This window comes from Marinobacterium marisflavi, assembly GCF_982447095.1.
Genome location: NZ_OZ457898.1, coordinates 1955461 through 1979029, shown reverse-complemented (window position 1 = coordinate 1979029; position 23569 = coordinate 1955461). Strand labels below are relative to the sequence as shown.

Here is a 23569-nt window from a genome sequence, read left to right as displayed (position 1 = left end):
TGACCAGGCTTCGTTGGTAGGCTAGGCTGGAGCATTACCCGAGAAGAGGTGAATTGTCAGTACGCCGGTTACTATAAAGGCCAAACCGATCATCGCCGGCGTGTCTAGCTTCTGTCCCAGTAATAGCCAGCCAATCAACGCCACTAGCGCTACTCCAACACCCGACCAAACTGCATAGGCTATGCCTACAGGCATCGCTTTGAGTGTTAGCGTTAGAAAATAGATTGCAGTTCCATACCCTGAAACTACGATAACCGATGGCCAGAATTTAGTGAAACTCTGTGTAGCCGGTAGGGTCGAAGTAGCAATTACTTCCGCGACGATCGCGATGAATAGATAAAACCAGGTAATCACGTTTAGGCCTCGATGTTTATTTGAGAGTTGTAGTTGAAGGTGGTTTAGTCGGTCGTTTTTTGATCAAAGAGCGCCTGCGCGTTCTGATAAGCGATTTTACGCGCCAGTTCTTGCGGCAGCACTGAGAGCCAATCTCGCGTATCAAGGACGATATTTCTAAGCTTACTCCAGCGCTCTATAGAGTAGGTATCGCTGCCCACCATAAAACGATCGGGGTGCGTCATGAAGGCCTCCTCCCAATTAGCTGCCAGTCCGGCCCAGGTAGAGATATCTGATCGATGGGAAAGGTCGACCCAGAGATTTGCGTGGCGCCTTAGTAACGCTGTCACATTCTCCGGGTCATCGAAACCGGCATGTGCCCATAGAACTCGAGCTTGCGGCCATTGCTTAAAGAGTTTGTCGACTGCTCGTGCATCCCCATGAATGTGTAGAATCAGATTATGTGCTTTTGCCAATTCAACGGAGCGCTGTACAACCGGCAGATCGATATGCTCCTCGAATGCGTGGAACTCGCCAAATACGATGTAGGTGTGTTGCGCAAGCTTGGAATCAAGGTGTTCAATCACGCTCTCATCGTACATCCAGGTTTTGATAGTGCCGGGTTGCCGATAGGGGCGCAGCGCAGGAACTACTCTACTGGGTGCAAGCTTTAGTAATTCTTGTGTTCCGCTGTCGTCGGTACTCGATACCAGTACTTTCTCAATTCCCGCGCTATCAAGTTTCTGTATAACCGCTTGCGGATCGAACTGCCCCACAGCATCGGTGTTGTAGTGTAGATGGGTATCAAACAGAGGGATGGGCTCGGCACTCAGGCAGAGAGAGTTCAGTGTCAGCAGACTGATAAGGTAAAGCTTGTATGTACGCTGCATGCTTAGAATTCATTTTCTCGGCAGATCTCAAGATCACAGACTATGCTACAACACTAAGGAGCGATACAACCTATAGTAGACGGATCTGCTGACCGCTGAAATATTTTGAGGTGCGCTAGTATGTCTGAATCCCTGAGTAATTTTTTGTACGTCACGGCTGACCGACTAGTCTTTCGGGTCACGCTCGGGCTCTTCGCTTACGCCCTTATTCTTGCCTACTTTACCGACTCTTGGCTGCTAGCAATGATAGTAGGAGGGTTGCTCGTTGCGGTTCTCGGTGCCGCCTACAAGATAGCGCCCGGCAGTTTGCTGACCCGACTAATCGGTGCGACCGTTTTTATGCTGATGTGCGCGCTGCATATCCAGCAAGCCAAGGGGCTGATCGAAATTCATTTTGGGATCTTTGTACTCCTCGCGTTTCTACTGGCTTATCAAGACTGGCGACCGATAGTGGTGGCTGCGGGTGTGATCGCTGTGCACCACCTTGGTTTCCACTTTATGCAGATGTCCGGCTGGCCTGTCTATGTAATGCAGGATATGTCGATGGGGATTGGAATAATTTTGCTCCACGCCGCTTATGTTGTGGTAGAGACGGCGGTTCTCGTTTGGCTGGCAGTGCAGATGCGCAAACAGACCAATGAGTCGAATGCTCTTCTGAGCGCCATCACTCAGATGACCGAATCGAAAGCGGTCGACCTTCGTGTGCGTGCTTCAGGCGAGGCGCCACTAATCAACTCCTATAACGCCTTCTTGGACAAACTCTCGGACTTGCTGGCAAACATCAGCACTGGCTCAAACACGCTTACTGAACAGAGCGCGAAGCTCTCCAGCGTAACCGATATGATGCGTCATGCTGCCTCTGAACAGCAGCAAGAGAATGATGTGATTAGCTCATCGATACGCGAGATCAATCAGGCGGTTGCAGAGGTCTCTCAGTCGGCCAATCTTGCTTCGGACAGTGCACGAGATGTTGATGACAATGCGCGTAGTGCTGCAAAACTCAGCGGTGAAACCAAGGCGAGTATCGATCAATTAGCGCAGCAGATCAGCGCTGCAGCAGCAACCATCGAAGAGCTTGATGGGCATACTCAAGAGATTAACGAGGTGCTTACGGTTATTCAGAATATCACCGAGCAGACCAACCTTCTGGCATTGAATGCGGCGATCGAGGCGGCACGAGCAGGAGAGCATGGACGAGGCTTCGCGGTGGTTTCTGATGAGGTGCGTGAACTCGCGCAGCGCACACAAAAATCGACCGAGCAGATCGAGATGATGATTGGCAAGCTACAGAGTGCTTCCAACTCTGCCGTGGCGGAGATTCGTAACTCCAAATCGAATGTTGATCTCTGTGTCGGTAACGTCGAGAGCTCATCTCAGATGATGCAGGATGCGTCTCAGGCTATCCAGAATGTGAGCTCAATGAACGAGTCGATTGCAGCGGCCTCTACCGAGCAGAGTGCCGTGCTTGATCACCTCTCATCAAATCTCGATCGATTGGTTGAGCGGGCGGAGCAGGTTGCACGGAACTCAGCTGACTCGGCCGGTGTGACTCAAGAGTTGCGTGAGCTTGCTGAGAGCCTCAACCGCAGTACCCAAAGCTTTAAGTTCTAGCAGAGGCTGTTAACGAAAGAGCGACCAGAGCGACAGGCCAACGACACCCGTCAGGCAAGTCGCCATCCCTAGGTTGATGATCCTCTGCGTTCGCGGGTGCAGATCGAGACTATTAACTTTGACGCCCGCAGCCAGCCAGAGCGCATGCAGAATCAACCAGATAATATTGGTGATAACGAGTTTTATCCCGGTCTCTACCGCGTAACTTTCAGGGTAGAAGGCGAAGCTACTGAATAGGGTGGTGTTTACAGCGTAGGCTTTTGGATTGATCAGCTGCAACATAACGCCGGTTGTGAAGCCCGGCGCTTCCATATGCATGAAGGCGATTTTTGCACCGGCAAAGGCTATACGCAGTGCTAGATAACCCAGATAGGCGGCCGATGCGACCAACAAAATAGTACGAATAATTGGGTCAGCGAGTATAACCGCTGCTACGCCAGTGATTACGGCAAGTGACACCAGGTTAGTACCGAGCCATAGTCCCATCATGTAGCGCAAGCCGCGGTTCCAGCCGAAGGCCGCACCGACACCCGCCAACGAAAGAACCCCCGGACCAGGGGTGACTATCAGAAGAAAAACAGCAAGCGCGAATGTCAGCAAAGTGCGGCTCTTTAGTGTGCACTCTACTCTTCGATAATCAGGCTATGCGCGATAAGCAGAAGGGCAGAGATGGCAGTGAACAGAAATGTATCGTCAATCATAACCTATCTCCCATTAATTCCTAGATAGGTGTAGGATCGCACACCAGAGCGGTACAAAATATTGATCAATTTTTCATCGGATCGTGACTTTTTGTCATCCATACCAGACGCCCTGATCTAGGGCGCCAAAGCCGTTCGTAAACTTCCCCACACATTCAATAATTTAGGTACATAGAAATGATAGAAGTAGGCCAGCGTATTCCTTCATCCACCCTCAGCCAACTTACCGCTGATGGCATGGTTAACCACAACACCGATGAACTTTTTGCAGGCAAAAAAGTGGTATTGTTCGCGGTTCCGGGTGCATTCACACCCACTTGCTCAGAGGCACACTTGCCCGGTTACGTGGTCTTCGCTGATAAGTTCAAAGCTGCGGGTGTTGATGCCATCATCTGCCTGTCGGTGAACGATGCTTTTGTTATGAAGTCTTGGGGCGAGGCGCAGAATGCTTCTGAGCTGATGATGCTGGGTGATGGAGATGCGAGTTTCACCAAGGCGTTGGGTCTTGATATGGATACTGCGGGCTTCGGCGGCGTGCGCTCTCAGCGCTATTCGATGCTAATTGACGACGGTGTTGTGTCCGCACTCAACGTTGAAGAGGGTGGTGCCTTTGAGGTGAGTAAGGCCGAGGCGATGTTGTCTGCTTTAGAGGGCGACAAGGCCTAACCTTCGCTTTTAATAAACAAACGCCGAGCAGGTGTCTGTAAATTGCTTGGCGTTTTTGTGTCTGCGCTTTCACCGGCGCCTCGGGTAAGTGTCAGGCGCTTTTTAGGGCCGCCTGCAACCGAGTTGGGCAAAGATCCACTGAGATACGGGTTTCGATTAGGTCGGTCATCCGACGTCCTTTTGGACGTTGCCGCTTCAAGTTGTAGTTCTGACTGAATTCCAGACTAGTATCTGAATCGCGTCTGCGATCACCGACTACTTTTCGACGTTCAGGCCCAGTGTAGCGACTCCAAATTTTGCTGACCAACCAGTTGCGTGCCTGCTCTATCTGGCCGAAAGCCGGACTCGTTAACTTACCGGGTTTGCCCCAATAGTAGACGACTTTAGAGTCTTGAATATCTTTGACCAGTTGCATAGCTTGCGCCCCCACACTTTGATTCAACGTACGATTAATTCTTATATGTCGATTGGCTTAGGTGTTCCGAATTGCGGTTTTTCAACGCAAATCTCGGCCTATATCAAAAGCTTTCAAGTGGCCTTTAAGCCTTTTGTGACAGAGGTGCCTATGTTTGAGTCTGCGGAGCCTAAAGCGGTTCTCTGAGGGTAAATGTTTTGTTTGAGCGGAAAATTTTCAGCGGACGTTGCGGCTCTAGGCTATCTCTGTACCAGAGTCCGTATTGCGCTGTCCGCTTAAGGTAGACACCAAATCCGTAATTTGGCTGTGGTATATGGTCTTCTCCCAGACGGTAGAACCGGTATTTAGTTGTATCTACAGGCCAGTCAGCACTGCTTTTGTCGAGCACGTCGGTGAATAGTTTTTTTAGTTCGGCTCTTGCCGCTAACAGTGCTTCTTTCAAATCGCTTTGAGCGCTGCTCATTTGAGCATCCCACACAGATCTTCGATGCGCGCGCGGTTCGCCCCCAGGTCGCTGTAGCCCAGACGCGACGCTGAGCGCAGCTGCGTCACACCTTGTTCTGCATCCCAAAGAAATTCGACATCATCAACAAATTGGAACACTGCTGAGGTGAACTCCACATGCAGATATTCAGGTGTGCTTTCTACGATCGTTGCCTCATCAAGCTGAGCTATAGCGTCTTGTATCTGTACAAGGTTTGCGGCGAGCGGTCGGATAGCTTGATCGGGAGCTGTTGCGAAACTTGAGACGCAATTGGGTGAATCGGGGCAGGGAGCCAACCGACTATCAACGACGCCAAGATTTGTCGGTGGCGTACCGCTGCAACCAACGAGTATTGCGACGGAGGTAAAGATTAGAGGTAAGCGCATAGCCTGTGTTCTCTGTTGTCAGTTAAAAACTTAGTGATTGAGTCATAACTTACGATAGCACCAGCCGGTAGATCTTAATGAAAACAAACTGGTGGAAGTTCATTTCACGATTCGTCGTCGCAGATTTCGACTATCCTAAATTTCAAACAAGTTCATCGGAGGTTTGTTTGATGAGCAATACCTTAGAGCATCCGGTAGTACTGCGGAACAACATTAATGTGTACGGCGAGGGTAAGAAAACGTACCTCTTAGCGCATGGGTTTGGATGTGACCAAACCATGTGGCGTTTTTTAACGCCCCAGATCGAAGAGAATACTCGTTTGGTGCTATTCGATTACACCGGTTCAGGCGGCTCAGACGTCACGCAGTATGACCCCAAACGCTATGAAACCTTGCACGGTTACGCGCTCGATATTATTGAGATTTGCGATGCTCTGGAGCTCAAAAATGTCTGTCTTGTGGGGCACTCCGTCAGTGCCACCATTGGTATCCTGGCTGCAATTCAACGACCTGACCTATTTTCTGGGCTGGTGTTAGTGTGTCCCTCTCCCTGTTTTCTCAACATACCCCCGAATTATGAAGGTGGTTTTGAAAGAGAGGATTTGGAGGAGTTAATCAACTTAATGGATAAGAACCATATGGGCTGGGCGAATTACCTGGCACCTGTAGTCATGGGTGAAACCAACGGTGACACGATGGTAACAGAATTATCTGATAGTTTTTGCTCGACAGATCCGACCTATCTTAAACCCTTTGCCATGGCGACTTTCTTCTCCGACCATCGCGCCGATCTGAGCGCTTGCACTGTGCCCTGTCTTATATTGCAAAGTGCGCATGATGCGCTCGCTAGCCAGAAAATTGGTGACTATGTTCACGCTAACTTACCCAACTCCAAACTTGCGCTGATTGAGGCGACGGGACACTGTCTGCACATGACACATCCAGCAAATGTCGCACGCGAGATACTGAAATTTAAGTAACTTAACATATGGCAGATCGGTTCCCCTGTGGTTTGATGGTAAGCGATATCTCCAAACGCGAGCTGACCTTTGCGAATGAGTACGTCGCCTCGATGCTGGGATACACCAGCGAGGAGATGGCGGGTCAGTTACTGGAGAAGTTTCTCTCCAAAGCTTCGCTAATTTTTATGGATAGTTATGTCTACCCCTCGCTTCTCGATGACGGAGAGCATTCTGAGCTTCAGTTAGTGCTATTAGGACGTGACGGAGAGCGTATCCCCGTGCTGGCGAACATTCGTGCAAATGAGCAGGGTTTTCTGCATTGGGCACTGTTCAGTGCGATTGAACGCGACAAGATGTATCAGGAGTTAATCGCTGCGCGTGACCAGCTTCAGCGCCAAGCCCAAGAGCTGAAAGCCCTAGCATCCTCAGATTCTTTGACAGGACTTTTGAATCGACGCGCCGCCGAACAGAGGTTTGAAACGCTATTTCAACAGAGTAAGCGAACGGATAGCCCGATCTCACTCTTATTGATCGACATTGATCATTTCAAGCAGATCAACGATCGCTACGGGCATATCGAAGGGGATCGGATCTTGATTGAGATTGCAGAGGTGATTCGCTCAACCCTGCGAACCGTCGATATAGGTGCGCGCTGGGGCGGTGAGGAGTTCCTGATCACCTTATACGATACCGATCTGGCGGGCGCGGCCGGTTTTAGTCCACGAATTCATAAAGGCCTGGAAAGCGTGCTACTGGATGGATTTACCGTCCATGCCAGCGTTGGCGTGGCTGCAGTGGACCTTGACTTGGACTCTGCCTCGGTCGCGATTGATCACGCGTTGCTGGCTGCAGATAAGGCGCTTTACCAAGCCAAAGAGTTTGGTCGAAATCGAACAATTCTGGCGAAAAATAGTTAGGCTGGCGGGTTACCCCAGCACTGTTTCGGCTACACGCTCTGTGCCGTATTACACCCTCAACACTAAAAGAACGGCACAGCTTTTGCTTGCGCCATATGAGTTAGTCATACGGAAATCTTTAAGGAACAAAGATGTACAGAATGATTTATAAGAGCCGCTCGACGGAGCAGATGTCGTTAGATCTGATTCGCTCTATCGCAACTCCGAGTGAGGCACGAAATGAACAAGCGGGCCTCACAGGGGTTTTGTTGGCGACTCAAACACATTATCTACAGGTTATCGAAGGGACCTTTGAGGAAGTGAATCGAGTCTTCCAGAGGATCGTCAAAGATGAGCGCCATTTCGATTTTACGGTGATCGCCTTTTCGGTGATCGATGCGCGTTTGTTCGGTGGTTGGGGAATGCGGGGAATTGGGGTCTTCGACCTGAATAGCAAACTCGAACTCGCGCTGAAAAAGAAGTACGGCGAGGAGGATGGCGGGATTCGTTTTCCACTTGAGGAGTGGGCGGCACTCGCATTTATCAGTGATATTAAGATGATGCGCGAGTTACCGGAGTGGAAGCGTTGAGAGGATCAACTCTCAACGACTAAACACGGATTTAAGTAGGTCAGTACTGCGAGCTAGAGGATTCTGTCTGATTTGCTTCTCCTCTTGGGCGAGCCGCAGGAACAGGCCCTTCAGGGTGGCGTCTGTAACGTGAGAGCCGAGGTCTGTCTTCTTCGCTCCCAGCATGGGGAGTGTCGAAGAAGCTTTATCCATTAAAGCATCGTAGTAGCGAGTCACGCCTGTTTTGGCCATGGCGCGGTTGATTAATGGTCGCATCTTCTCTCCCAGTCTGTCTGACATTTTGTTTTGAAAAAACTCCGTGGCGGCCGTATCACCGCCGTTATAAATCGCTTGGGCATCTTCCAGTGTTAGATTGGAAATGGTGTCAACGAAGAGCGGTGTTGCCTCTCCAACGGCCTGCTCGGCAGCGCTGTTCATACTTCTCTCAAAGGCGTCGACCTGGCTTGATAGACCGAAGCGGCGCAGTGTGTTGCCTGCAGTATCAAGGAAGCCGGGCAGAGGGATTTTTACATCTGCACTGTTAAGGAAGCCGCCATTGGTTGAGAGTCGGGAGATGGCCCGTTCGCCTCCAATAGTCAGCGCCTCTTTTAGGCCCCTGGATAGGGTAGCTGAGTCCAGGCCTGTGGTTTGTGAAGGAGCGGATGTGGCGGGCTTCTGTTCCAAGAGTTTCTCACCCTGTTTGACTAGATCGCCGAGGTTAAAGGCGCTGGCTGGAAGGCTGAGGGTTAGGGTTAGTAGTGCTATCGTTATAGGAGTTTTGCGCATCTTGGTCGTCTCATTTGAATAAAACCTTTGAGATTAAAGATAGGCTAAATATTGGGGTGGTGAGTTTTGTTGTGAAAGGGAAATCGTAAAAGTGGGTAACGAGGGATTGACTCTTTGGCTCGCTCGCGCGGTCCAAATCCCCTTCGGGCGCCTTCGGCGGTCTCAATCGCTGTGCAACCGCTACTCGGGCTGTCCTGCCCTCGGCCCTTCGGGCCCGGACTAAAGTCCGTTCAAAATCGCTCCAGGCGATTTTGTCAAACCCCCTTATTGGGTTCGAATTTCCCTCTACCAAATAACTCGGGCACACTAAATTTATGGCAGAAGGTGTATCGAGTGGGGTGGTAATAAATAAATGGTCGGAGTAGAGGGATTCGAACCCCCGACCCTCTGGTCCCAAACCAGATGCGCTACCAGACTGCGCTATACTCCGACGATGCTCTTGCGAGCGACCCGCTGCGAATATTCGGATGAATATGAGGGGTAAAATATAAGTGGTCGGAGTAGAGGGATTCGAACCCCCGACCCTCTGGTCCCAAACCAGATGCGCTACCAGACTGCGCTATACTCCGACACTAAGTTCAGATGATCCAATGAAGATTGGCTCCTCGAGCTGGACTCGAACCAGCGACCAATAGATTAACAGTCTACTGCTCTACCAACTGAGCTATCGAGGAATTGCTCATCTGAGGCCGCGTATACTAATGACCAGTAGCGGCATCGTCAAGGTTAGGATTACACTTTTTTTGCTTTGATACTGAGGTAGAATTCCCAGTAACCACAAGCGCTTGCGCCATTGTCTGTTTTTTGAACAACGAGACTCATAAATGACCGAATTGCCGCCCGCCAAGCCACCTGTTGAGGCATCAATCGAGCTGATGATCACTCGGCTAAGTGAGCTGGGTTTTGAGCTGGAAGAGCTCAATTGGAACAACCCGGTGGCGCATGTTTGGTCAGTTGAAGTGCGCGACGCTAACTGCACTTTGCTCAGCAGTTTAGGTAAGGGCACAACACCCGAAGCGGCTAAAGCGAGTGCGCTGGGTGGGTTTATCGAGCGCTTGGCAACGAACCACTACTTCGCCCCCTACTATTTGGGAGCAGAGATTGCGCAAGCCGAGTTTGTACACCACCCGAGTGAGTGCTGGTTTAAGGCCTCAAGACGCGGTTTACCGGCCGGCCTGCTCGACTCGCACTGTCGCAACCACTTCGACCCGCAAGAGCAGATCTGTGGTGATCAACTGGTCGAGATCAACTCCTCTAATGAGGTGCGCGGTGTCTGTGCTTTGCCGTTTATTCGTCAGAGCGATAGTGAGAAGGTCTGGTTTCCAGTCAATCTGATCAATAATCTCTACGACAGTAACGGTATGGCTGCGGGCGACACCGTTGAGCAGGCGCGGGTTCAGGCGATATCTGAGGTGTTCGAGCGCCACATAAAATCGACAATTATCGCCAACGGCATAGCGCTGCCGCGCATACCGGCCAAGGTGCTGGCGAAAAATGCAAAAGTTGAAGCGGCGATAAAAGCGTTGAGAGTTAAAGGCTTTGTGGTGGACCTGCGCGACGCCTCCCTTGGCGGTAAATACCCAATGGTGAGCATTACCCTGTTCGATCGCCAGTCGCGGGGTGCAATCGCTGCCTTCGGCGCCCATCCAAAATTCAATATCGCTCTGGAGCGTGCGCTTACCACTCTGCTCCAGGGACGAGCGCTCGATGATCTGGTCGAATTACCAACGCTGACCTTTGATCTGTCTGAGGCCGCGACAGCAGCCAACCTGACTCAGCATATTCTCACAGGTGATGGAGTACTGCCTTGGGACATGTACTCCGATCAATCCGCTTACCCTTTTGTTGAGTGGAATATTGACGGTGATGCTGAGGCTGAGTTTGCTGAAATGGCAAGGCGTGTCCATGCAGTGGATGTGCAGATATACATCGCCGAATATGACCACCTCGGGTTGCCTGTGTGTCGCATACTCGTGCCAGGGATGTCTGAAGTGCGCCCGGTCGATCAGCTGGTGTGGAACAACGATAACGCTGTAATCCCGTTGCGCCCGTTGCTGCTCGCAGCGCCCCAGTTGGATAGGGATGAGTTGCTAGACCTACTCGATGAGTTAGATCAGCCGGTCTACGCCAACGACAAGCGGCTGTCGGAGTTGCTGGGGCTTGTTGTAGATGCCCGGACAAATGATGCGTTCTATCTCGCCGAACTCAAACTACTGCTGGCGCTCGCGACACGCGAGTTGGAGCTCCTGCCCAGCATGATCAAACAGGTGCGCGCTTTACCTGGGTTGGCTGTTGAATCTGATAAACGCTATGAGTTGCTAGCGCAGATGGTGGAGATTGAGCTGGATACCAATCATAAGCAGATAGACTTTGAACGTATTTTCCTATCGCTCTACGGTGAGGAGCTCTACTCAGAAGTGAAAGCCCTGTTAAAGGGTGAGGGGGTGTTTGCGCCCTTTATTGAGAAACTTGAGTCACTGAACCGCTCTCAACTCTACCAGTCACTGTTAGGGACATACCGCCGCCTCTCTGATCATGTCGCAACTGTCACTAGTTGCTCATAAGTCGCTAAATTTGTTTAAAAACAACGACTTAAATCAAAAATAAATCGTAAATACTGTACCACGGTACAATAAGCTGGCCCGCAGATTGCTCTACCTTTAATCATAAGTTTGGATGATTCTCGGTGGAGACAGGTTATGAGTTTCACAATTGGTACAGTTAATTTTCTCGTTGGTCAGGCCTCAGCAGTTTCAACAGATGGTGCAGAACGCGGCTTAAGTGTTGGCGACCAGGTCCTCAACGATGATGTCGTACGTGTTGCCGAAGGCGGCGAAATTGAGATCATCCTTAGTAATGGTGAATCGGTTAGCCTAGCCGATGGCGTCAACTGGATAGGTGTTGATGCACTCTCGCCTGAAACCGTAGCGCTGTTGCAGCAGCTTGAACCGATCGCTCAGGTAGACGAAATCACTGGCGAAGTGATTGCTGTATCGGCCGATGGTTCCGAGCGTATTCTGCAGCCGGGCGATCAGATTTTTGCTGATGAGACTATCCGAACTACTCCTGGCTCATCTATCTCACTCGTTTCATCCAACGGTGGCCAGCCTGTTGTCGTTGAAGATGGCCAAAGCTGGCTCGCTAACGCAGACTCATCCACACCGAACTCTCCATTCGACACCACTGAAGAATCCGTCGGCACCGTTGTTATCACCAACGGCACAGTAGTTGCTGTAGATGCGCAGGGTAACGAGCGCGTGCTTGAGAACGGCGATCAGATCTTCGCCGACGAAGTGATTCGCACAGACCCAGGTGCATCCGTACAACTAACAACCGTCGACGAAAGCGGCCAACCCATCGTCCTGCAAGACGGCCAGAGCTGGTTAGCAACAAGCGACACCTACACCCCAAGCAGCGAGTTTGATCAGACCACCGCAGTCAACTCCGATATCGACGCCCTGCAACAAGCGATCTTGGCCGGCGCCGACCCTACGCAGGTGGGCGAAGCATCTGCAGCAGGTGGTGCACCTGCAGCGGGTGGTGATACTGCGTCTACTGATGGTGGTGGCTCTGACTTTGTATCACTCGATCGTACTGGTGGAGAGGTTAATCCGGATGCGGGTTACCAGACTGGGACGTTTACGACTTCGGTTGAAACGCCTCAGGAGGAGCAGCCTGTTCAGGACGTCACAATCGTGATTTCTGCAGCATTCATTAATGCCGAAAACGATACTGTAGTTGAAGGAAATCAAGCTATCGTTCGATTTACTTTGAGCGAGGCATCGAGCTCACCTATAACCATAAACACCGAATTCGGTTCGGTCTTGGTACCTGCGGGAGGCCTTGCGGCTGATTTGGCTATAAGTACCCGAGAAGATGAATTCTTTTTGCAGGGTGATGACGCACTTGCTCTGGTTGTGACTAGTGTGACGGGGGGCTCGGGTGAAACCTTTGATCTATCAAATGCAAACGCTTTAATCACAGTCATTGATGATGATGACAGCACAATCGTCAGCTTGAGCACCTCGGATGTGACTGAGGATGACGCAAGCGTGACGTTCACCGCGACCTTGACCAACCCCGCTGAGGGTGCAGTGACAGTCACCACAGACTTGGGCGATATCACCATCGCTGATGGTGCAGCGACCGGTACGTTGGTGGTTGAGACCCAAGACAGCGATGTTTACCTGGATGCCGATAGCATTACAGCGACGATCATCGCAGCTACCGGCGGTAACTTTGAGCAGCTAGATATCGGAACTGCATCAGCGACCGCACAGATTGTGGACAGCGTTGATCTAACGACAGCGACGTTGAGCTCGGCGATCACAGGCGATGAAGATGGTGCGACAGTCACGTACACAGTCACACTGACGAATGCGACGGATGTCGCGGAGACGTTCACGTTCGACGTGGACGGTGTTGAGCGCAGTATTACGGTTGACGCGAATAGCAGCACAGGTACCACCACGGTTGATTACGATGATGTGGATGTGTTCAAAGATGCAGAGACGGTGGGTGTTGCGAGTAACTTCGCGGCGTCGGATGCAGATGGATCGAGCAACTACGAATCACTGACGCTGACTAACAATGCGACGGGTGAAACCCTGGTGGACAGCGTTGATCTAACGACAGCGACGTTGAGCTCGGCGATCACAGGCGATGAAGATGGTGCGACAGTGACGTACACCGTAACGTTGACGAATCCAACGGCTGTTGCTGAGACGTTCACGTTCGACGTTGACGGTGTTGAGCGGACGATCAATGTAGCGGCGGGCGGGACTACCGGTAATACGACGGTTACCTACAGTGACCCTGATGTATTTAAGGATGCTGAGACCGTGGGTGTTGCGAGCAACTTCGCGGCCACTGATGCAGACGGTGCAAGTAACTACGAGTCACTGACGCTGACCAACAATGCGACCGGTGAGACGCTGGTGGACAGCGTTGATCCAACGACAGCGACGTTGAGTTCAGCGATCGTAGGTGATGAAGACGGTGCGACAGTGACGTACACCGTAACGTTGACGAATCCAACGGCTGTTGCTGAGACGTTCACGTTCGACGTTGACGGTGTTGAGCGGACGATCAATGTAGCGGCGGGCGGGACTACCGGTAATACGACGGTTACCTACAGTGACCCTGATGTATTTAAGGATGCTGAGACCGTGGGTGTTGCGAGCAACTTCGCGGCCACTGATGCAGACGGTGCAAGTAACTACGAGTCACTGACGCTGACCAACAATGCGACCGGTGAGACGCTGGTGGACAGCGTTGATCCAACGACAGCGACGTTGAGTTCAGCGATCGTAGGTGATGAAGACGGTGCGACAGTGACGTACACCGTAACGTTGACGAATCCAACGGCTGTTGCTGAGACGTTCACGTTCGACGTTGACGGTGTTGAGCGGACGATCAATGTAGCGGCGGGCGGGACTACCGGTAATACGACGGTTACCTACAGTGACCCTGATGTATTTAAGGATGCTGAGACCGTGGGTGTTGCGAGCAACTTCGCGGCCACTGATGCAGACGGTGCAAGTAACTACGAGTCACTGACGCTGACCAACAATGCGACCGGTGAGACGCTGGTGGACAGCGTTGATCCAACGACAGCGACGTTGAGTTCAGCGATCGTAGGTGATGAAGACGGTGCGACAGTGACGTACACCGTAACGTTGACGAATCCAACGGCTGTTGCTGAGACGTTCACGTTCGACGTTGACGGTGTTGAGCGGACGATCAATGTAGCGGCGGGCGGGACTACCGGTAATACGACGGTTACCTACAGTGACCCTGATGTATTTAAGGATGCTGAGACCGTGGGTGTTGCGAGCAACTTCGCGGCCACTGATGCAGACGGTGCAAGTAACTACGAGTCACTGACGCTGACCAACAATGCGACCGGTGAGACGCTGGTGGACAGCGTTGATCCAACGACAGCGACGTTGAGTTCAGCGATCGTAGGTGATGAAGACGGTGCGACAGTGACGTACACCGTAACGTTGACGAATCCAACGGCTGTTGCTGAGACGTTCACGTTCGACGTTGACGGTGTTGAGCGGACGATCAATGTAGCGGCGGGCGGGACTACCGGTAATACGACGGTTACCTACAGTGACCCTGATGTATTTAAGGATGCTGAGACCGTGGGTGTTGCGAGCAACTTCGCGGCCACTGATGCAGACGGTGCAAGTAACTACGAGTCACTGACGCTGACCAACAATGCGACCGGTGAGACGCTGGTGGACAGCGTTGATCCAACGACAGCGACGTTGAGTTCAGCGATCGTAGGTGATGAAGACGGTGCGACAGTGACGTACACCGTAACGTTGACGAATCCAACGGCTGTTGCTGAGACGTTCACGTTCGACGTTGACGGTGTTGAGCGGACGATCAATGTAGCGGCGGGCGGGACTACCGGTAATACGACGGTTACCTACAGTGACCCTGATGTATTTAAGGATGCTGAGACCGTGGGTGTTGCGAGCAACTTCGCGGCCACTGATGCAGACGGTGCAAGTAACTACGAGTCACTGACGCTGACCAACAATGCGACCGGTGAGACGCTGGTGGACAGCGTTGATCCAACGACAGCGACGTTGAGTTCAGCGATCGTAGGTGATGAAGACGGTGCGACAGTGACGTACACCGTAACGTTGACGAATCCAACGGCTGTTGCTGAGACGTTCACGTTCGACGTTGACGGTGTTGAGCGGACGATCAATGTAGCGGCGGGCGGGACTACCGGTAATACGACGGTTACCTACAGTGACCCTGATGTATTTAAGGATGCTGAGACCGTGGGTGTTGCGAGCAACTTCGCGGCCACTGATGCAGACGGTGCAAGTAACTACGAGTCACTGACGCTGACCAACAATGCGACCGGTGAGACGCTGGTGGACAGCGTTGATCCAACGACAGCGACGTTGAGTTCAGCGATCGTAGGTGATGAAGACGGTGCGACAGTGACGTACACCGTAACGTTGACGAATCCAACGGCTGTTGCTGAGACGTTCACGTTCGACGTTGACGGTGTTGAGCGGACGATCAATGTAGCGGCGGGCGGGACTACCGGTAATACGACGGTTACCTACAGTGACCCTGATGTATTTAAGGATGCTGAGACCGTGGGTGTTGCGAGCAACTTCGCGGCCACTGATGCAGACGGTGCAAGTAACTACGAGTCACTGACGCTGACTAACAATGCGACGGGTGAAACCCTGGTGGACAGCGTTGATCTAACGACAATTCAAATTGGCAATGTCACAGTTCTCGAGGGCAATAACGCTGTAGTGGATCTATCGATCACGAACGCTCCAATTCAAGAGACTACGGTCGCCCTCTCTATTGTGATAAACGATACAACGACTTTGGTTGCAAATGCGACGTTCGTTGCAGGTGGCGATACTACCTCCGCTAGCTTCAACATTCCGGTTATTGAACACGGCACTCCTGGTTCAGCGACAGATAGTGAGTTGAATATAGATATTACGGGAGTAGTTACTACTGGAGCCGAGCAATTCGAGGATGTATCGGTGAGCTCAGGCAGTATTACGATCCTTGACGATTTTCCAGTCACTCCGTTGCAAACGGAGTACGGTCTTCTGGATAAACTTGGCTCATTTACAGGCTATCTAGATATAGATAATAGCCTCACAGATAATGCTGGCGCAGACAGCGATGGACTCACCGTTCGATTTAAAGACTCTATAGAGATCAATAATCCCTCGATTTACACCTCGAACAACCAGCCGATCTATTTCTATGTGAGTGATGATGGACTGACCCTAGTTGGTACCACAGATTCGGTGGCGCCAGTGGACTGGGTCTCTATTTCAAATGAGGTGATACGTGTAGCGCTAGACGTTGACACTGCTAGTTATACCGTGACAACAGTTCAAGAAATTGATACGACAACTCTGGTTAGTTTTGCTGACGATAATTCAGGTTATGACTTTGTCGGGGGCAATGCTCCGTGGGCTGGCTTCGTTGGAGATGTAACCATTGATACGCAAGATTTGCTGCTTACTCCTGCTATCGACGATGGTACCGAATACGTCAATGATGGCACCATCAACACAACAGCAAACACCGGCGGTATTTCCGGTGGAGCGAGTGTAGGAGATGGAGAGAGTTTTCGTGTTGATTTCGTTTGGAATTTGCAGGGTGACCCTCAGTCAACGGGCGGTGGTGATTACGATACTATTACCAAACGTGACCACTTGTTTGACGGGCACTACGTTACCAATGGTGCATCTGCAATGTTTACTGCGACATCTGGCACCATGATCAATTTCGCTGCTTTCCTTGATGACGATGGCGATGCGAATTTTGATGGTAGTGTGAATCCAGATCCAGCCACCCTAAACCAGGAAGTAAATACTTCGGGAGAGGATGTCGTTGGTGACGGGGTTCGTGTTGATATTACAGCTATCGCCATAGCTCATAACGGTGAATCTCAGTCGATCAACACGGACGGTACATACACAATCGGTGCGATTGATTTCGTAGTAAGCTGGAACGCTGATGGTACTGTAAACGTTAACAACGTTTCTGATGATCTTGGATCTCCAATGATTTCGGTATTTACCGCTACTGGTTACACAACGCTTGAGTACACTTATGTCAGTGGAGATACATTTAAAATTGGCGACTTTGGAGCGATGATCGAATCAGAACTCCCTCTTCCAATAGACTTGCCAGGGGCAATTGAATTAGTTGATGGCGATGGTGACGCGATTGATTCGAATTTGAGCTTCGCTCTTGTCCCCGATGGACAAGGAATTCAGTACGACGTAGACAACGGAACTGCATCCGTTACCTACCCACATCTTCAAGGTACCTCGGGCGCAGACTCCCTGACTGGAGACTTGCAAGGCAATGTGCTTGTTGGCGGAGATGGTGATGACCTGATAGTCGGTAATGAGGGTGATGATTTCATCTTCGGTAATCGCGGTTCTGATACGCTTACGGGGGATACTACAGATGGCTCAGGCGCTGCGGGAGCCGACACATTCTTCTGGCTTAGCTCTGATGCAGATGGAGGTACCGATACTGTGACAGACTTTTCTGCTAGCGAGGGTGATGTTTTAGACTTCTCGGATCTATTAGATTCCAATTCTGGGTACGAGTTGCGTGCCGAGGACACCACCACCGGTGGTACTTTGTTGAAAGTAGTTGATACTAACAACAGTGACGCCGTGGTACAGGCAGTCGAGCTCGAGGGTGTTACATATGACGCTGCGCTTGTTCAGAGTCTTCTGAATAGCGGTAATATCGACGACGGTAGCGTTTGAGGAATTCTTAACTTGTTAATTTCCATCATAATAAAACCCGACAGTCGTCGGGTTTTTGAATATCAGTGAAATTATAAACGGGTGGCACCCCTTTTAGGCATAAATGTCGCAACTAAATGGGGTTAGGCCCTTTGAGATAGGAAAGTCCTGCCACTCCTTTGGAGTGGAGTGGTCAAACCCCTTCAAGGCATAATTGTCGTGTTTCTCGAGGGTGCGGCGATTGAATAGCTTACGCCTCCAGCGTTTCGTTGTAATAATAACGATGCGCGCGAATCAGAAAATTGACTAGCCTATCTTCTTGCTCATACTAAGCTAAGTCGAACTAAGCCAATGGAGCCGTAAATGCAGGTCAATATGCATGAAGCCAAATCGAGTCTCTCGAAACTGGGTGAACTAGCCTGGAAAGGTGAAGAGATTGTCATCGCAAAGGCGGGGAAGCCTTATTTAGATTTGGTTCCCCACAAACCTAAGTTGAAGCCACGAACTCCAGGGGTTCTCAAAGGAGTTATAGAGATCCACGAAGATTTCGATGCGGCTGATGGGCAGGTTGTAGCGTTGTTTGCAGGGGAGCTATGAAGCGTCTTCTACTGGATACAGCGGCTTTTCTGTGGTGGTTGCAGGGCGATGAGCGCTTAGGTTCACAGTTAGTTGAGCAAGTATCCGATTTTAGAAACGAGGGATTTGTGAGTGCAGCCACCACCTGGGAGATCTCGATCAAACGTGCAGTAGGTAAACTGAGCGCGCCAGAGGATATGAGTTCTGTAGTTGAAGAGAACGGCTTTATTGAACTGCCAATTACGTTCTTTCACGGAGACCAAGCTGGACTGCTGCCGGATGTTCATAAAGATCCCTTCGACCGAATGCTGATAGCCCAGGCTCAGGCTGAGGGTTTGGTATTGGTCACTCATGATTCAAATATTAAGAAATACGGTATTCGGACACTAAATCCCTTTAAATAACGCTGATTAATTGGATGTGTAACGGTACGTAATCCATTCGGTCTGTCGATGCTAATAATCTCCAACACAATCTCAATCCCAGATGACGAGATCGAGCTCACTGCAATCCGAGCGCAAGGTGCAGGTGGGCAGAATGTTAATAAGGTCGCTTCTGCGATACACCTGCGGTTTGATATCAAAAATTCGTCTCTGAGCGAGTTTTACAAAGAGCGCCTGTTAGCTCTGAGAGACAGCCGCATTAGCCGTGATGGCGTTATTGTTATCAAAGCGCAGCAGTTTCGTACCCAAGAGAAGAATCGGATTGATGCGCTGCAACGTTTGACTGAGTTGATTCAAAGCGTCACCAAGATTGAGAAGGTGAGACGTCCAACGAAACCGACGCGAAGCTCGCAGCGCAAGCGCATGGACAAGAAGACACTCAGGGGCAAAACAAAATCGATGCGTGGTCGTGTTAGTGACTGCTGAGGAGGTCCGACCCTTGCAGGGCGGATCGGCTAAAATAGTCGATGTTCAATACACGTAGATTGTCACAGCAAGATCGACTTATTTATCGATTTGATAGCGAAACGATTTATATATTTGCCATCGGCGGACATTACGAATAACCAGAGTGGGAGGGCCGCACTTAATGCACCCGCTCCCCCATATACTCCAAATAAGTCCCCTGAAAATCTACCACCCGATCAGCCTTAATCTCCAACACCCTTGTCGCCAACGACGATACAAACTCCCTATCATGGCTAACAAACACCAACGTACCATCCCAATCCAGTAACGCACGGTTGAGCGCTTCTATCGACTCCATATCCAAGTGGTTGGTCGGCTCGTCCATAACCAACACGTTGATCTCCAGCATCATCAATTTACCGAAGAGCAGACGGTTCTTCTCGCCACCAGAGCAGACGCGGACTTTTTTGTTGAGGTCGTCGGCACCAAATAGCATGCGGCCGAGCATGCCGCGTACGGCGAGGTCGTCGTGTTTGGGGGTGCGCCACTGGGACATCCACTCGAACAGGGTCATATCGTTGTTGAAATCGGCGCTGCTATCCTGTGGGCAGTAGCCAATGGTAGCGTTTTCTGACCATTTGATTACGCCGCTACGTGGCGATAGTTCGTTATTCAGACAGCGCAGGAAAGTGGTTTTACCGGCACCATTTTCACCGATTACGGCGAGGCGAGCGCCTGCTTCAAGGATCATATCGATCTCTTTAAACAGGGGCTGCTCGTCGTAGCCATGTGTGAGGCCTTCGAGTACAAGGGCCTGGCGGTGTAGCTTCTTGTTTTGGCGGTAGCGGATGGAGGGCGATCGGCGGCTTGAGGGTTTAACCTCCTCAAGTTTGATCTTCTCCATGCGTTTGGCGCGTGAGCTGGCCTGCTTAGCTTTAGAGGCGTTTGCCCCAAACCGATTTACAAAGTCCTGAAGTTCGGCAATTTCCGCACTCTTTTTGGCGTTTTCCGTATGGAGTTGTTCCCGAATCAGAGACGAGGCAGCCTGGTAGGCTTCGTAATTACCCGGGTAGATGCGTAATTCGCCGTAGTCGATATCGGCCATGTGGGTGCAGACGGAGTTCAGAAAGTGGCGGTCGTGCGAGATGATCACCATGGTGCACTTGCGCTGATTCAGTACGTCCGAGAGCCACTCAATGGTGTGGATATCCAGGTTGTTGGTTGGTTCGTCAAGCAGCAGTATATCGGGCTCGGCAAAGAGTGCCTGTGCCAGCAACACTCGCACTTTAAGGCCCGGTGCGACCTGGCTCATGAGACCGAAGTGATACTCTTCAGGGATACCCGCTTCCAACAAAATGTCTCCCGCGCGGCTTTCGGCGCTGTAGCCATCAAGCTCGGCAAACTCCACCTCCAGATGTGCCACATCCATACCGTCCTGTTCGCTCATCTCCGGTAGAGAGTAGATGCGATCTCGCTCCCGCTTCACGCGCCATAGCTCTGTATTGCCCATTATCACAGCGTCGATAACGCTATACTCTTCAAAGGCAAACTGATCCTGACTCAGTGTACCCAAAGTGCAGCCAGGTGAGTAAGAGACGTTACCTGATGTGGGTGCTAGTGCACCGCTAAGAATCTTCATAAAGGTCGACTTGCCGCAGCCGTTGGCGCCAATCAGGCCGTAGCGGTTACCGTTACCAAACTTGGCAGAGATATTTTCAAACAGCGGCACAGGGCCAAACTGCATGGTGATGTTAGCGGTCGTGATCAATGTGAAATTCCGAAAATCTGGAGGGGTGCACTGCGGCAACGTCAAAGTGGCGCGCAGTATAGGGGGGTGACAGTACAGAGTCGACCAAAATGGCGCAGACGATTATTTAATTTGGGGTCTAATCCCGGGTTTGAGCTATAGTCTGAGCGCGATTATGTCGCGTAAGCTACCCAACTGATCTTATACGCCAAGGTTGAATTATCATGACTCACGAGACCTATACCCCACCTAAAGTCTGGAAATGGGAACCCGGAAATGGTGGCAAGTTTGCCAACATTAACCGTCCTATCTCGGGGGCGACTCATGAAAAGCCGCTGCCTGTTGGTGAGCAGCCGTTTCAGCTCTACTCATTGGCCACACCCAACGGCATCAAGGTCACCATCATGTTCGAGGAGTTGTTGGCCGCAGGTGTAACTGAGGCGGAGTACGATGCTTGGTTTGTCGACATTATGAACGGCGATCAGTTCAGCTCGGGCTTTGTTGCAGCTAACCCCAACTCTAAGATTCCGGCGATGATGGATCATAGTGTCAACCCACCGCAGCGGGTGTTTGAGTCGGGTTCGATTGTGCTCTATCTGGCAGAGAAGTTCGGTAAGTTTATTCCACAGGATGCTGCCGCACGAACAGAGTGTATGAACTGGGTCTTCTGGCAGATGGGCTCGGCGCCATTTCTTGGTGGCGGGTTCGGGCATTTTTACGCCTATGCGCCAGAGAAGTTCGAGTATCCAATCAATCGCTTCGCGTTGGAGAGTAAGCGTCAATTAGACGTTCTTGATAAACATCTGGCAGAGCACGCCTACCTGGCCGGCGATGAGTACTCAATCGCCGATATGATGGTGTGGCCTTGGTATGGTGGATTGGTGCTCGGCCATCTCTACAACGCAGCCGAGTTTTTGGATGTGCAGAGTTACACCCACTTGCAGCGTTGGGCGAAAGAGATTGAGGCCCGTCCTGCCGTGCGCCGCGGGGCGATTGTGAATCGCACTTGGGGCGAAACCTACGGCCAGCTGAGAGAACGCCATTCTGGCGCAGATATTGACCAGGCGATTGCTGAACTCACTGAAAAGCCTGAAAACTCGTAAGTGTTGCGATTTTGACGTGCGGGCAAACGATCGCTTGATTGATCTGCGCTCGGGGCACGCTGATTGATTAGCTCTGGTGTGGGTAGGCTGTGCAGCCTACCTCAGGCTACATAGACTCGTCATCTGAGAGACAGAAAATGGCCTCTCGGCATAGCCAAAGCCCATCGAGAGAATATCCTCCTTAAGGCGAGAGTTACCAGCCTCTTCCAGCACTGTGACGATGCTATCGCTGTCACTCTTCAATAGCTGCAGGAACTGATCCGACATTGCTGGGTCTGATAGCAGCAGTCTTTCATCGATAAAGACGAACTTTGTTCTTTCAGTCTTGAACTTCTCTATCCCGTCTCTGAGGCTGCTCGCTACAAAAAGCGATCTGTTCAATGAGAAGGAGTTCGAGTGAAACAGCGCGTCAGTCGTGTTGGAAGCGTTGACCAACAGTATATAGGAAGGACGAAGTCCGATGATTTTAGAGTTTATGAAAAGATTCATTTTGCGGCATACCTCAAAGATTGCTTTGCGCTCGAGCTAGCGATCTTCACCGATATGCCAAAGTAACCCTGAGAGTACAGCGTTGCCCTGAAAATAGATAGCTAAATCGGGGTCGGGCGCCCCCCTATAGACTTTGCAGATGGCCTGTTTTTACATAGATCAGCGCGCCATCCTCCTTGGTAAATGGGCGGTGCTGGCTCAAGTGTGGTGAACGCAGCCAACTACCAGCGGGGTATACACCATGCTCGTCGTAAAAGGTGCCTTCCAGCACGAATATCTCTTCGCCACCCCAGTGGCGGTGTGGGTTAAATTGTGTGTTGGGGGCCCATCTAACTAGCGCTACGTTCTCATGCTTGTGTTGATGCAGCGGCATTACGCTTAGACCCTCTACAAGTCCGGGGCGCCAGGTTGCCTGATTGGTGTCGATCGCTTTTTGATCTTGATCTTCTAAATCAAACTGATGGAGTTTAACGAAGATTGTCGCACCCTGATCGCCCACTACTGGTGTATGCGCAGTGCCGATAGGGTTACGTAGGTAAGTGCCGGCAGGGTAAGCGCCGTGCTCATCACCAAAGACGCCCTCCAAAACTAGGATCTCTTCGCCGCCATCATGGCGGTGCTGGGAGAAGGTGGTGTTGGGCTCGTACCGCACTATGCTCGTTGCCCGCGCAACCTCATCACCTATACGGTCCAACATCATGCGCTCGACGCCGGGCATAGGCGAGGCGCTCCACTGATACTGATCGGGACGAATGACAACGGCACGGTCAAAGTCGGCGTTTAGGCGCACAGATCACTCCTTTAAAGGGCTTTGAGGGTCGGTGTG

At 51.3% G+C, this 23569-nt stretch carries 21 protein-coding genes and 3 tRNA genes; 11 read left to right on the top strand and 13 right to left on the bottom strand.

The features are described 5' to 3' along the window. Nucleotides 1-21 precede the first annotated feature (21 nt). Nucleotides 22-354: a DMT family transporter gene (locus AC1WNR_RS09795; protein WP_481644305.1), complete on the bottom strand. Its 333-nt coding sequence runs from the start codon at nt 352-354 to the stop codon at nt 22-24. Between the two features lie 44 nt (nt 355-398). Continuing rightward, complete coding sequence (locus tag AC1WNR_RS09790) at nt 399-1223, bottom strand: amidohydrolase family protein (protein ID WP_481644304.1); 825 nt, start codon at nt 1221-1223, stop codon at nt 399-401. A gap of 120 nt (nt 1224-1343) precedes the next feature. Between AC1WNR_RS09790 and AC1WNR_RS09785 the strand changes: the two genes are divergently transcribed. Continuing rightward, entirely contained in the window at nt 1344-2834 is a 1491-nt protein-coding gene (locus AC1WNR_RS09785; RefSeq protein WP_481644303.1) for a methyl-accepting chemotaxis protein, read from the top strand. A gap of 9 nt (nt 2835-2843) precedes the next feature. Here AC1WNR_RS09785 and AC1WNR_RS09780 read toward each other — a convergent pair whose 3' ends face one another. Continuing rightward, nucleotides 2844-3434 carry a LysE family translocator gene (locus AC1WNR_RS09780; protein WP_481644302.1) on the bottom strand — a complete coding sequence of 197 codons (591 nt, stop codon included), beginning with the start codon at nt 3432-3434 and terminating at the stop codon, nt 2844-2846. A gap of 278 nt (nt 3435-3712) precedes the next feature. Here AC1WNR_RS09780 and AC1WNR_RS09775 point away from each other — a divergent pair, with 278 nt between their 5' ends. Further along, complete coding sequence (locus tag AC1WNR_RS09775) at nt 3713-4201, top strand: redoxin family protein (RefSeq protein ID WP_481644301.1); 489 nt, start codon at nt 3713-3715, stop codon at nt 4199-4201. Between the two features lie 91 nt (nt 4202-4292). Here AC1WNR_RS09775 and AC1WNR_RS09770 read toward each other — a convergent pair whose 3' ends face one another. The 3 genes from AC1WNR_RS09770 to AC1WNR_RS09760 all read right to left on the bottom strand — a co-directional run bounded on the left by AC1WNR_RS09770 (nt 4293) and on the right by AC1WNR_RS09760 (nt 5486). Then, complete coding sequence (locus AC1WNR_RS09770; RefSeq protein ID WP_481644300.1) at nt 4293-4616, bottom strand: hypothetical protein; 324 nt, start codon at nt 4614-4616, stop codon at nt 4293-4295. A 169-nt stretch (nt 4617-4785) separates the two neighbouring features. Further along, nucleotides 4786-5079, bottom strand: coding sequence for a hypothetical protein (locus AC1WNR_RS09765; RefSeq protein ID WP_481644299.1), 294 nt, complete (start codon nt 5077-5079; stop codon nt 4786-4788). After that, the gene (locus tag AC1WNR_RS09760; RefSeq protein ID WP_481644298.1) at nt 5076-5486 is read right to left on the bottom strand and encodes a DUF1499 domain-containing protein; all 411 of its coding nucleotides are present in this window, start codon (nt 5484-5486) and stop codon (nt 5076-5078) included. Before AC1WNR_RS09760 ends, AC1WNR_RS09765 begins: the two co-directional genes overlap by 4 nt. 170 nt (nt 5487-5656) lie before the next feature. On the opposite strand from AC1WNR_RS09760, the gene AC1WNR_RS09755 reads away from it, so the two are divergent. The 3 genes from AC1WNR_RS09755 (at nt 5657) to AC1WNR_RS09745 (ending at nt 7934) form a co-directional block, all read left to right on the top strand. Beyond that, entirely contained in the window at nt 5657-6466 is an 810-nt protein-coding gene (locus tag AC1WNR_RS09755) for an alpha/beta fold hydrolase (RefSeq protein WP_481644297.1), read from the top strand. An 8-nt stretch (nt 6467-6474) separates the two neighbouring features. Continuing rightward, a complete protein-coding gene (locus tag AC1WNR_RS09750) occupies nt 6475-7365 on the top strand; it encodes a sensor domain-containing diguanylate cyclase (protein ID WP_481644296.1) in 891 nt (296 codons plus the stop codon). 131 nt (nt 7366-7496) lie between these two features. After that, complete coding sequence (locus tag AC1WNR_RS09745; protein WP_481644295.1) at nt 7497-7934, top strand: BLUF domain-containing protein; 438 nt, start codon at nt 7497-7499, stop codon at nt 7932-7934. Between the two features lie 12 nt (nt 7935-7946). On the opposite strand, the gene AC1WNR_RS09740 is transcribed toward AC1WNR_RS09745, so the two are convergent. From AC1WNR_RS09740 to AC1WNR_RS09725, 4 genes are all read right to left on the bottom strand, one after another. Further along, nucleotides 7947-8699, bottom strand: a complete 753-nt coding sequence (locus AC1WNR_RS09740; protein WP_481644294.1) for a DUF4197 domain-containing protein — start codon at nt 8697-8699, stop codon at nt 7947-7949. Nucleotides 8700-9052: 353 nt separating this feature from the next. After that, a tRNA-Pro gene (locus AC1WNR_RS09735) sits at nt 9053-9129 on the bottom strand. A gap of 62 nt (nt 9130-9191) precedes the next feature. Next, nucleotides 9192-9268: transfer RNA gene (locus AC1WNR_RS09730), tRNA-Pro, on the bottom strand. A 29-nt stretch (nt 9269-9297) separates the two neighbouring features. Then, a tRNA-Asn gene (locus tag AC1WNR_RS09725) sits at nt 9298-9373 on the bottom strand. 150 nt (nt 9374-9523) lie between these two features. Here AC1WNR_RS09725 and AC1WNR_RS09720 point away from each other — a divergent pair. From AC1WNR_RS09720 to arfB, 5 genes are all read left to right on the top strand, one after another. After that, a complete protein-coding gene (locus tag AC1WNR_RS09720; protein ID WP_481644293.1) occupies nt 9524-11263 on the top strand; it encodes a YcaO-like family protein in 1740 nt (579 codons plus the stop codon). Nucleotides 11264-11398: 135 nt separating this feature from the next. Further along, entirely contained in the window at nt 11399-17998 is a 6600-nt protein-coding gene (locus tag AC1WNR_RS09715) for a retention module-containing protein (protein ID WP_481644292.1), read from the top strand. A gap of 342 nt (nt 17999-18340) precedes the next feature. Beyond that, the gene (locus AC1WNR_RS09710; protein WP_481644291.1) at nt 18341-18574 is read left to right on the top strand and encodes a type II toxin-antitoxin system Phd/YefM family antitoxin; all 234 of its coding nucleotides are present in this window, start codon (nt 18341-18343) and stop codon (nt 18572-18574) included. Continuing rightward, nucleotides 18571-18957 (top strand): type II toxin-antitoxin system VapC family toxin, encoded by a 387-nt coding sequence (locus tag AC1WNR_RS09705; protein ID WP_481644290.1) that lies wholly within the window; start codon nt 18571-18573, stop codon nt 18955-18957. Before AC1WNR_RS09710 ends, AC1WNR_RS09705 begins: the two co-directional genes overlap by 4 nt. 48 nt (nt 18958-19005) lie before the next feature. Beyond that, the gene (gene arfB / locus AC1WNR_RS09700; protein WP_481644289.1) at nt 19006-19422 is read left to right on the top strand and encodes an alternative ribosome rescue aminoacyl-tRNA hydrolase ArfB; all 417 of its coding nucleotides are present in this window, start codon (nt 19006-19008) and stop codon (nt 19420-19422) included. Between the two features lie 160 nt (nt 19423-19582). Here arfB and AC1WNR_RS09695 read toward each other — a convergent pair whose 3' ends face one another. Continuing rightward, entirely contained in the window at nt 19583-21172 is a 1590-nt protein-coding gene (locus AC1WNR_RS09695; protein WP_481644288.1) for an ABC-F family ATPase, read from the bottom strand. A gap of 203 nt (nt 21173-21375) precedes the next feature. On the opposite strand from AC1WNR_RS09695, the gene yghU reads away from it, so the two are divergent. Then, entirely contained in the window at nt 21376-22254 is an 879-nt protein-coding gene (gene yghU / locus AC1WNR_RS09690; RefSeq protein ID WP_481644287.1) for a glutathione-dependent disulfide-bond oxidoreductase, read from the top strand. A gap of 96 nt (nt 22255-22350) precedes the next feature. Here the strand turns inward: yghU and AC1WNR_RS09685 are convergent, their stop codons facing one another. Further along, nucleotides 22351-22635 carry a hypothetical protein gene (locus AC1WNR_RS09685; protein ID WP_481644286.1) on the bottom strand — a complete coding sequence of 95 codons (285 nt, stop codon included), beginning with the start codon at nt 22633-22635 and terminating at the stop codon, nt 22351-22353. A 232-nt stretch (nt 22636-22867) separates the two neighbouring features. After that, nucleotides 22868-23533 carry a cupin domain-containing protein gene (locus tag AC1WNR_RS09680; protein WP_481644285.1) on the bottom strand — a complete coding sequence of 222 codons (666 nt, stop codon included), beginning with the start codon at nt 23531-23533 and terminating at the stop codon, nt 22868-22870. Nucleotides 23534-23569: the final 36 nt, after the last annotated feature.

Excerpts from the sequence above, each read along its gene's own strand:
- AC1WNR_RS09755 (WP_481644297.1), top strand. The coding sequence starts at position 5,657 with ATGAGCAATACCTTAGAGCATCCGGTAGTACTGCGGAACAACATTAAT.
- AC1WNR_RS09705 (WP_481644290.1), top strand. The coding sequence starts at position 18,571 with ATGAAGCGTCTTCTACTGGATACAGCGGCTTTTCTGTGGTGGTTGCAG.
- AC1WNR_RS09710 (WP_481644291.1), top strand. The coding sequence starts at position 18,341 with ATGCAGGTCAATATGCATGAAGCCAAATCGAGTCTCTCGAAACTGGGT.
- AC1WNR_RS09740 (WP_481644294.1), bottom strand. The coding sequence starts at position 8,699 with ATGCGCAAAACTCCTATAACGATAGCACTACTAACCCTAACCCTCAGC.
- AC1WNR_RS09715 (WP_481644292.1), top strand. The coding sequence starts at position 11,399 with ATGAGTTTCACAATTGGTACAGTTAATTTTCTCGTTGGTCAGGCCTCA.
- AC1WNR_RS09770 (WP_481644300.1), bottom strand. The coding sequence starts at position 4,616 with ATGCAACTGGTCAAAGATATTCAAGACTCTAAAGTCGTCTACTATTGG.
- AC1WNR_RS09790 (WP_481644304.1), bottom strand. The coding sequence starts at position 1,223 with ATGCAGCGTACATACAAGCTTTACCTTATCAGTCTGCTGACACTGAAC.
- AC1WNR_RS09750 (WP_481644296.1), top strand. The coding sequence starts at position 6,475 with ATGGCAGATCGGTTCCCCTGTGGTTTGATGGTAAGCGATATCTCCAAA.
- yghU (WP_481644287.1), top strand. The coding sequence starts at position 21,376 with ATGACTCACGAGACCTATACCCCACCTAAAGTCTGGAAATGGGAACCC.
- AC1WNR_RS09760 (WP_481644298.1), bottom strand. The coding sequence starts at position 5,486 with ATGCGCTTACCTCTAATCTTTACCTCCGTCGCAATACTCGTTGGTTGC.
- AC1WNR_RS09720 (WP_481644293.1), top strand. The coding sequence starts at position 9,524 with ATGACCGAATTGCCGCCCGCCAAGCCACCTGTTGAGGCATCAATCGAG.
- AC1WNR_RS09775 (WP_481644301.1), top strand. The coding sequence starts at position 3,713 with ATGATAGAAGTAGGCCAGCGTATTCCTTCATCCACCCTCAGCCAACTT.
- AC1WNR_RS09785 (WP_481644303.1), top strand. The coding sequence starts at position 1,344 with ATGTCTGAATCCCTGAGTAATTTTTTGTACGTCACGGCTGACCGACTA.
- AC1WNR_RS09745 (WP_481644295.1), top strand. The coding sequence starts at position 7,497 with ATGTACAGAATGATTTATAAGAGCCGCTCGACGGAGCAGATGTCGTTA.
- arfB (WP_481644289.1), top strand. The coding sequence starts at position 19,006 with ATGCTAATAATCTCCAACACAATCTCAATCCCAGATGACGAGATCGAG.
- AC1WNR_RS09765 (WP_481644299.1), bottom strand. The coding sequence starts at position 5,079 with ATGAGCAGCGCTCAAAGCGATTTGAAAGAAGCACTGTTAGCGGCAAGA.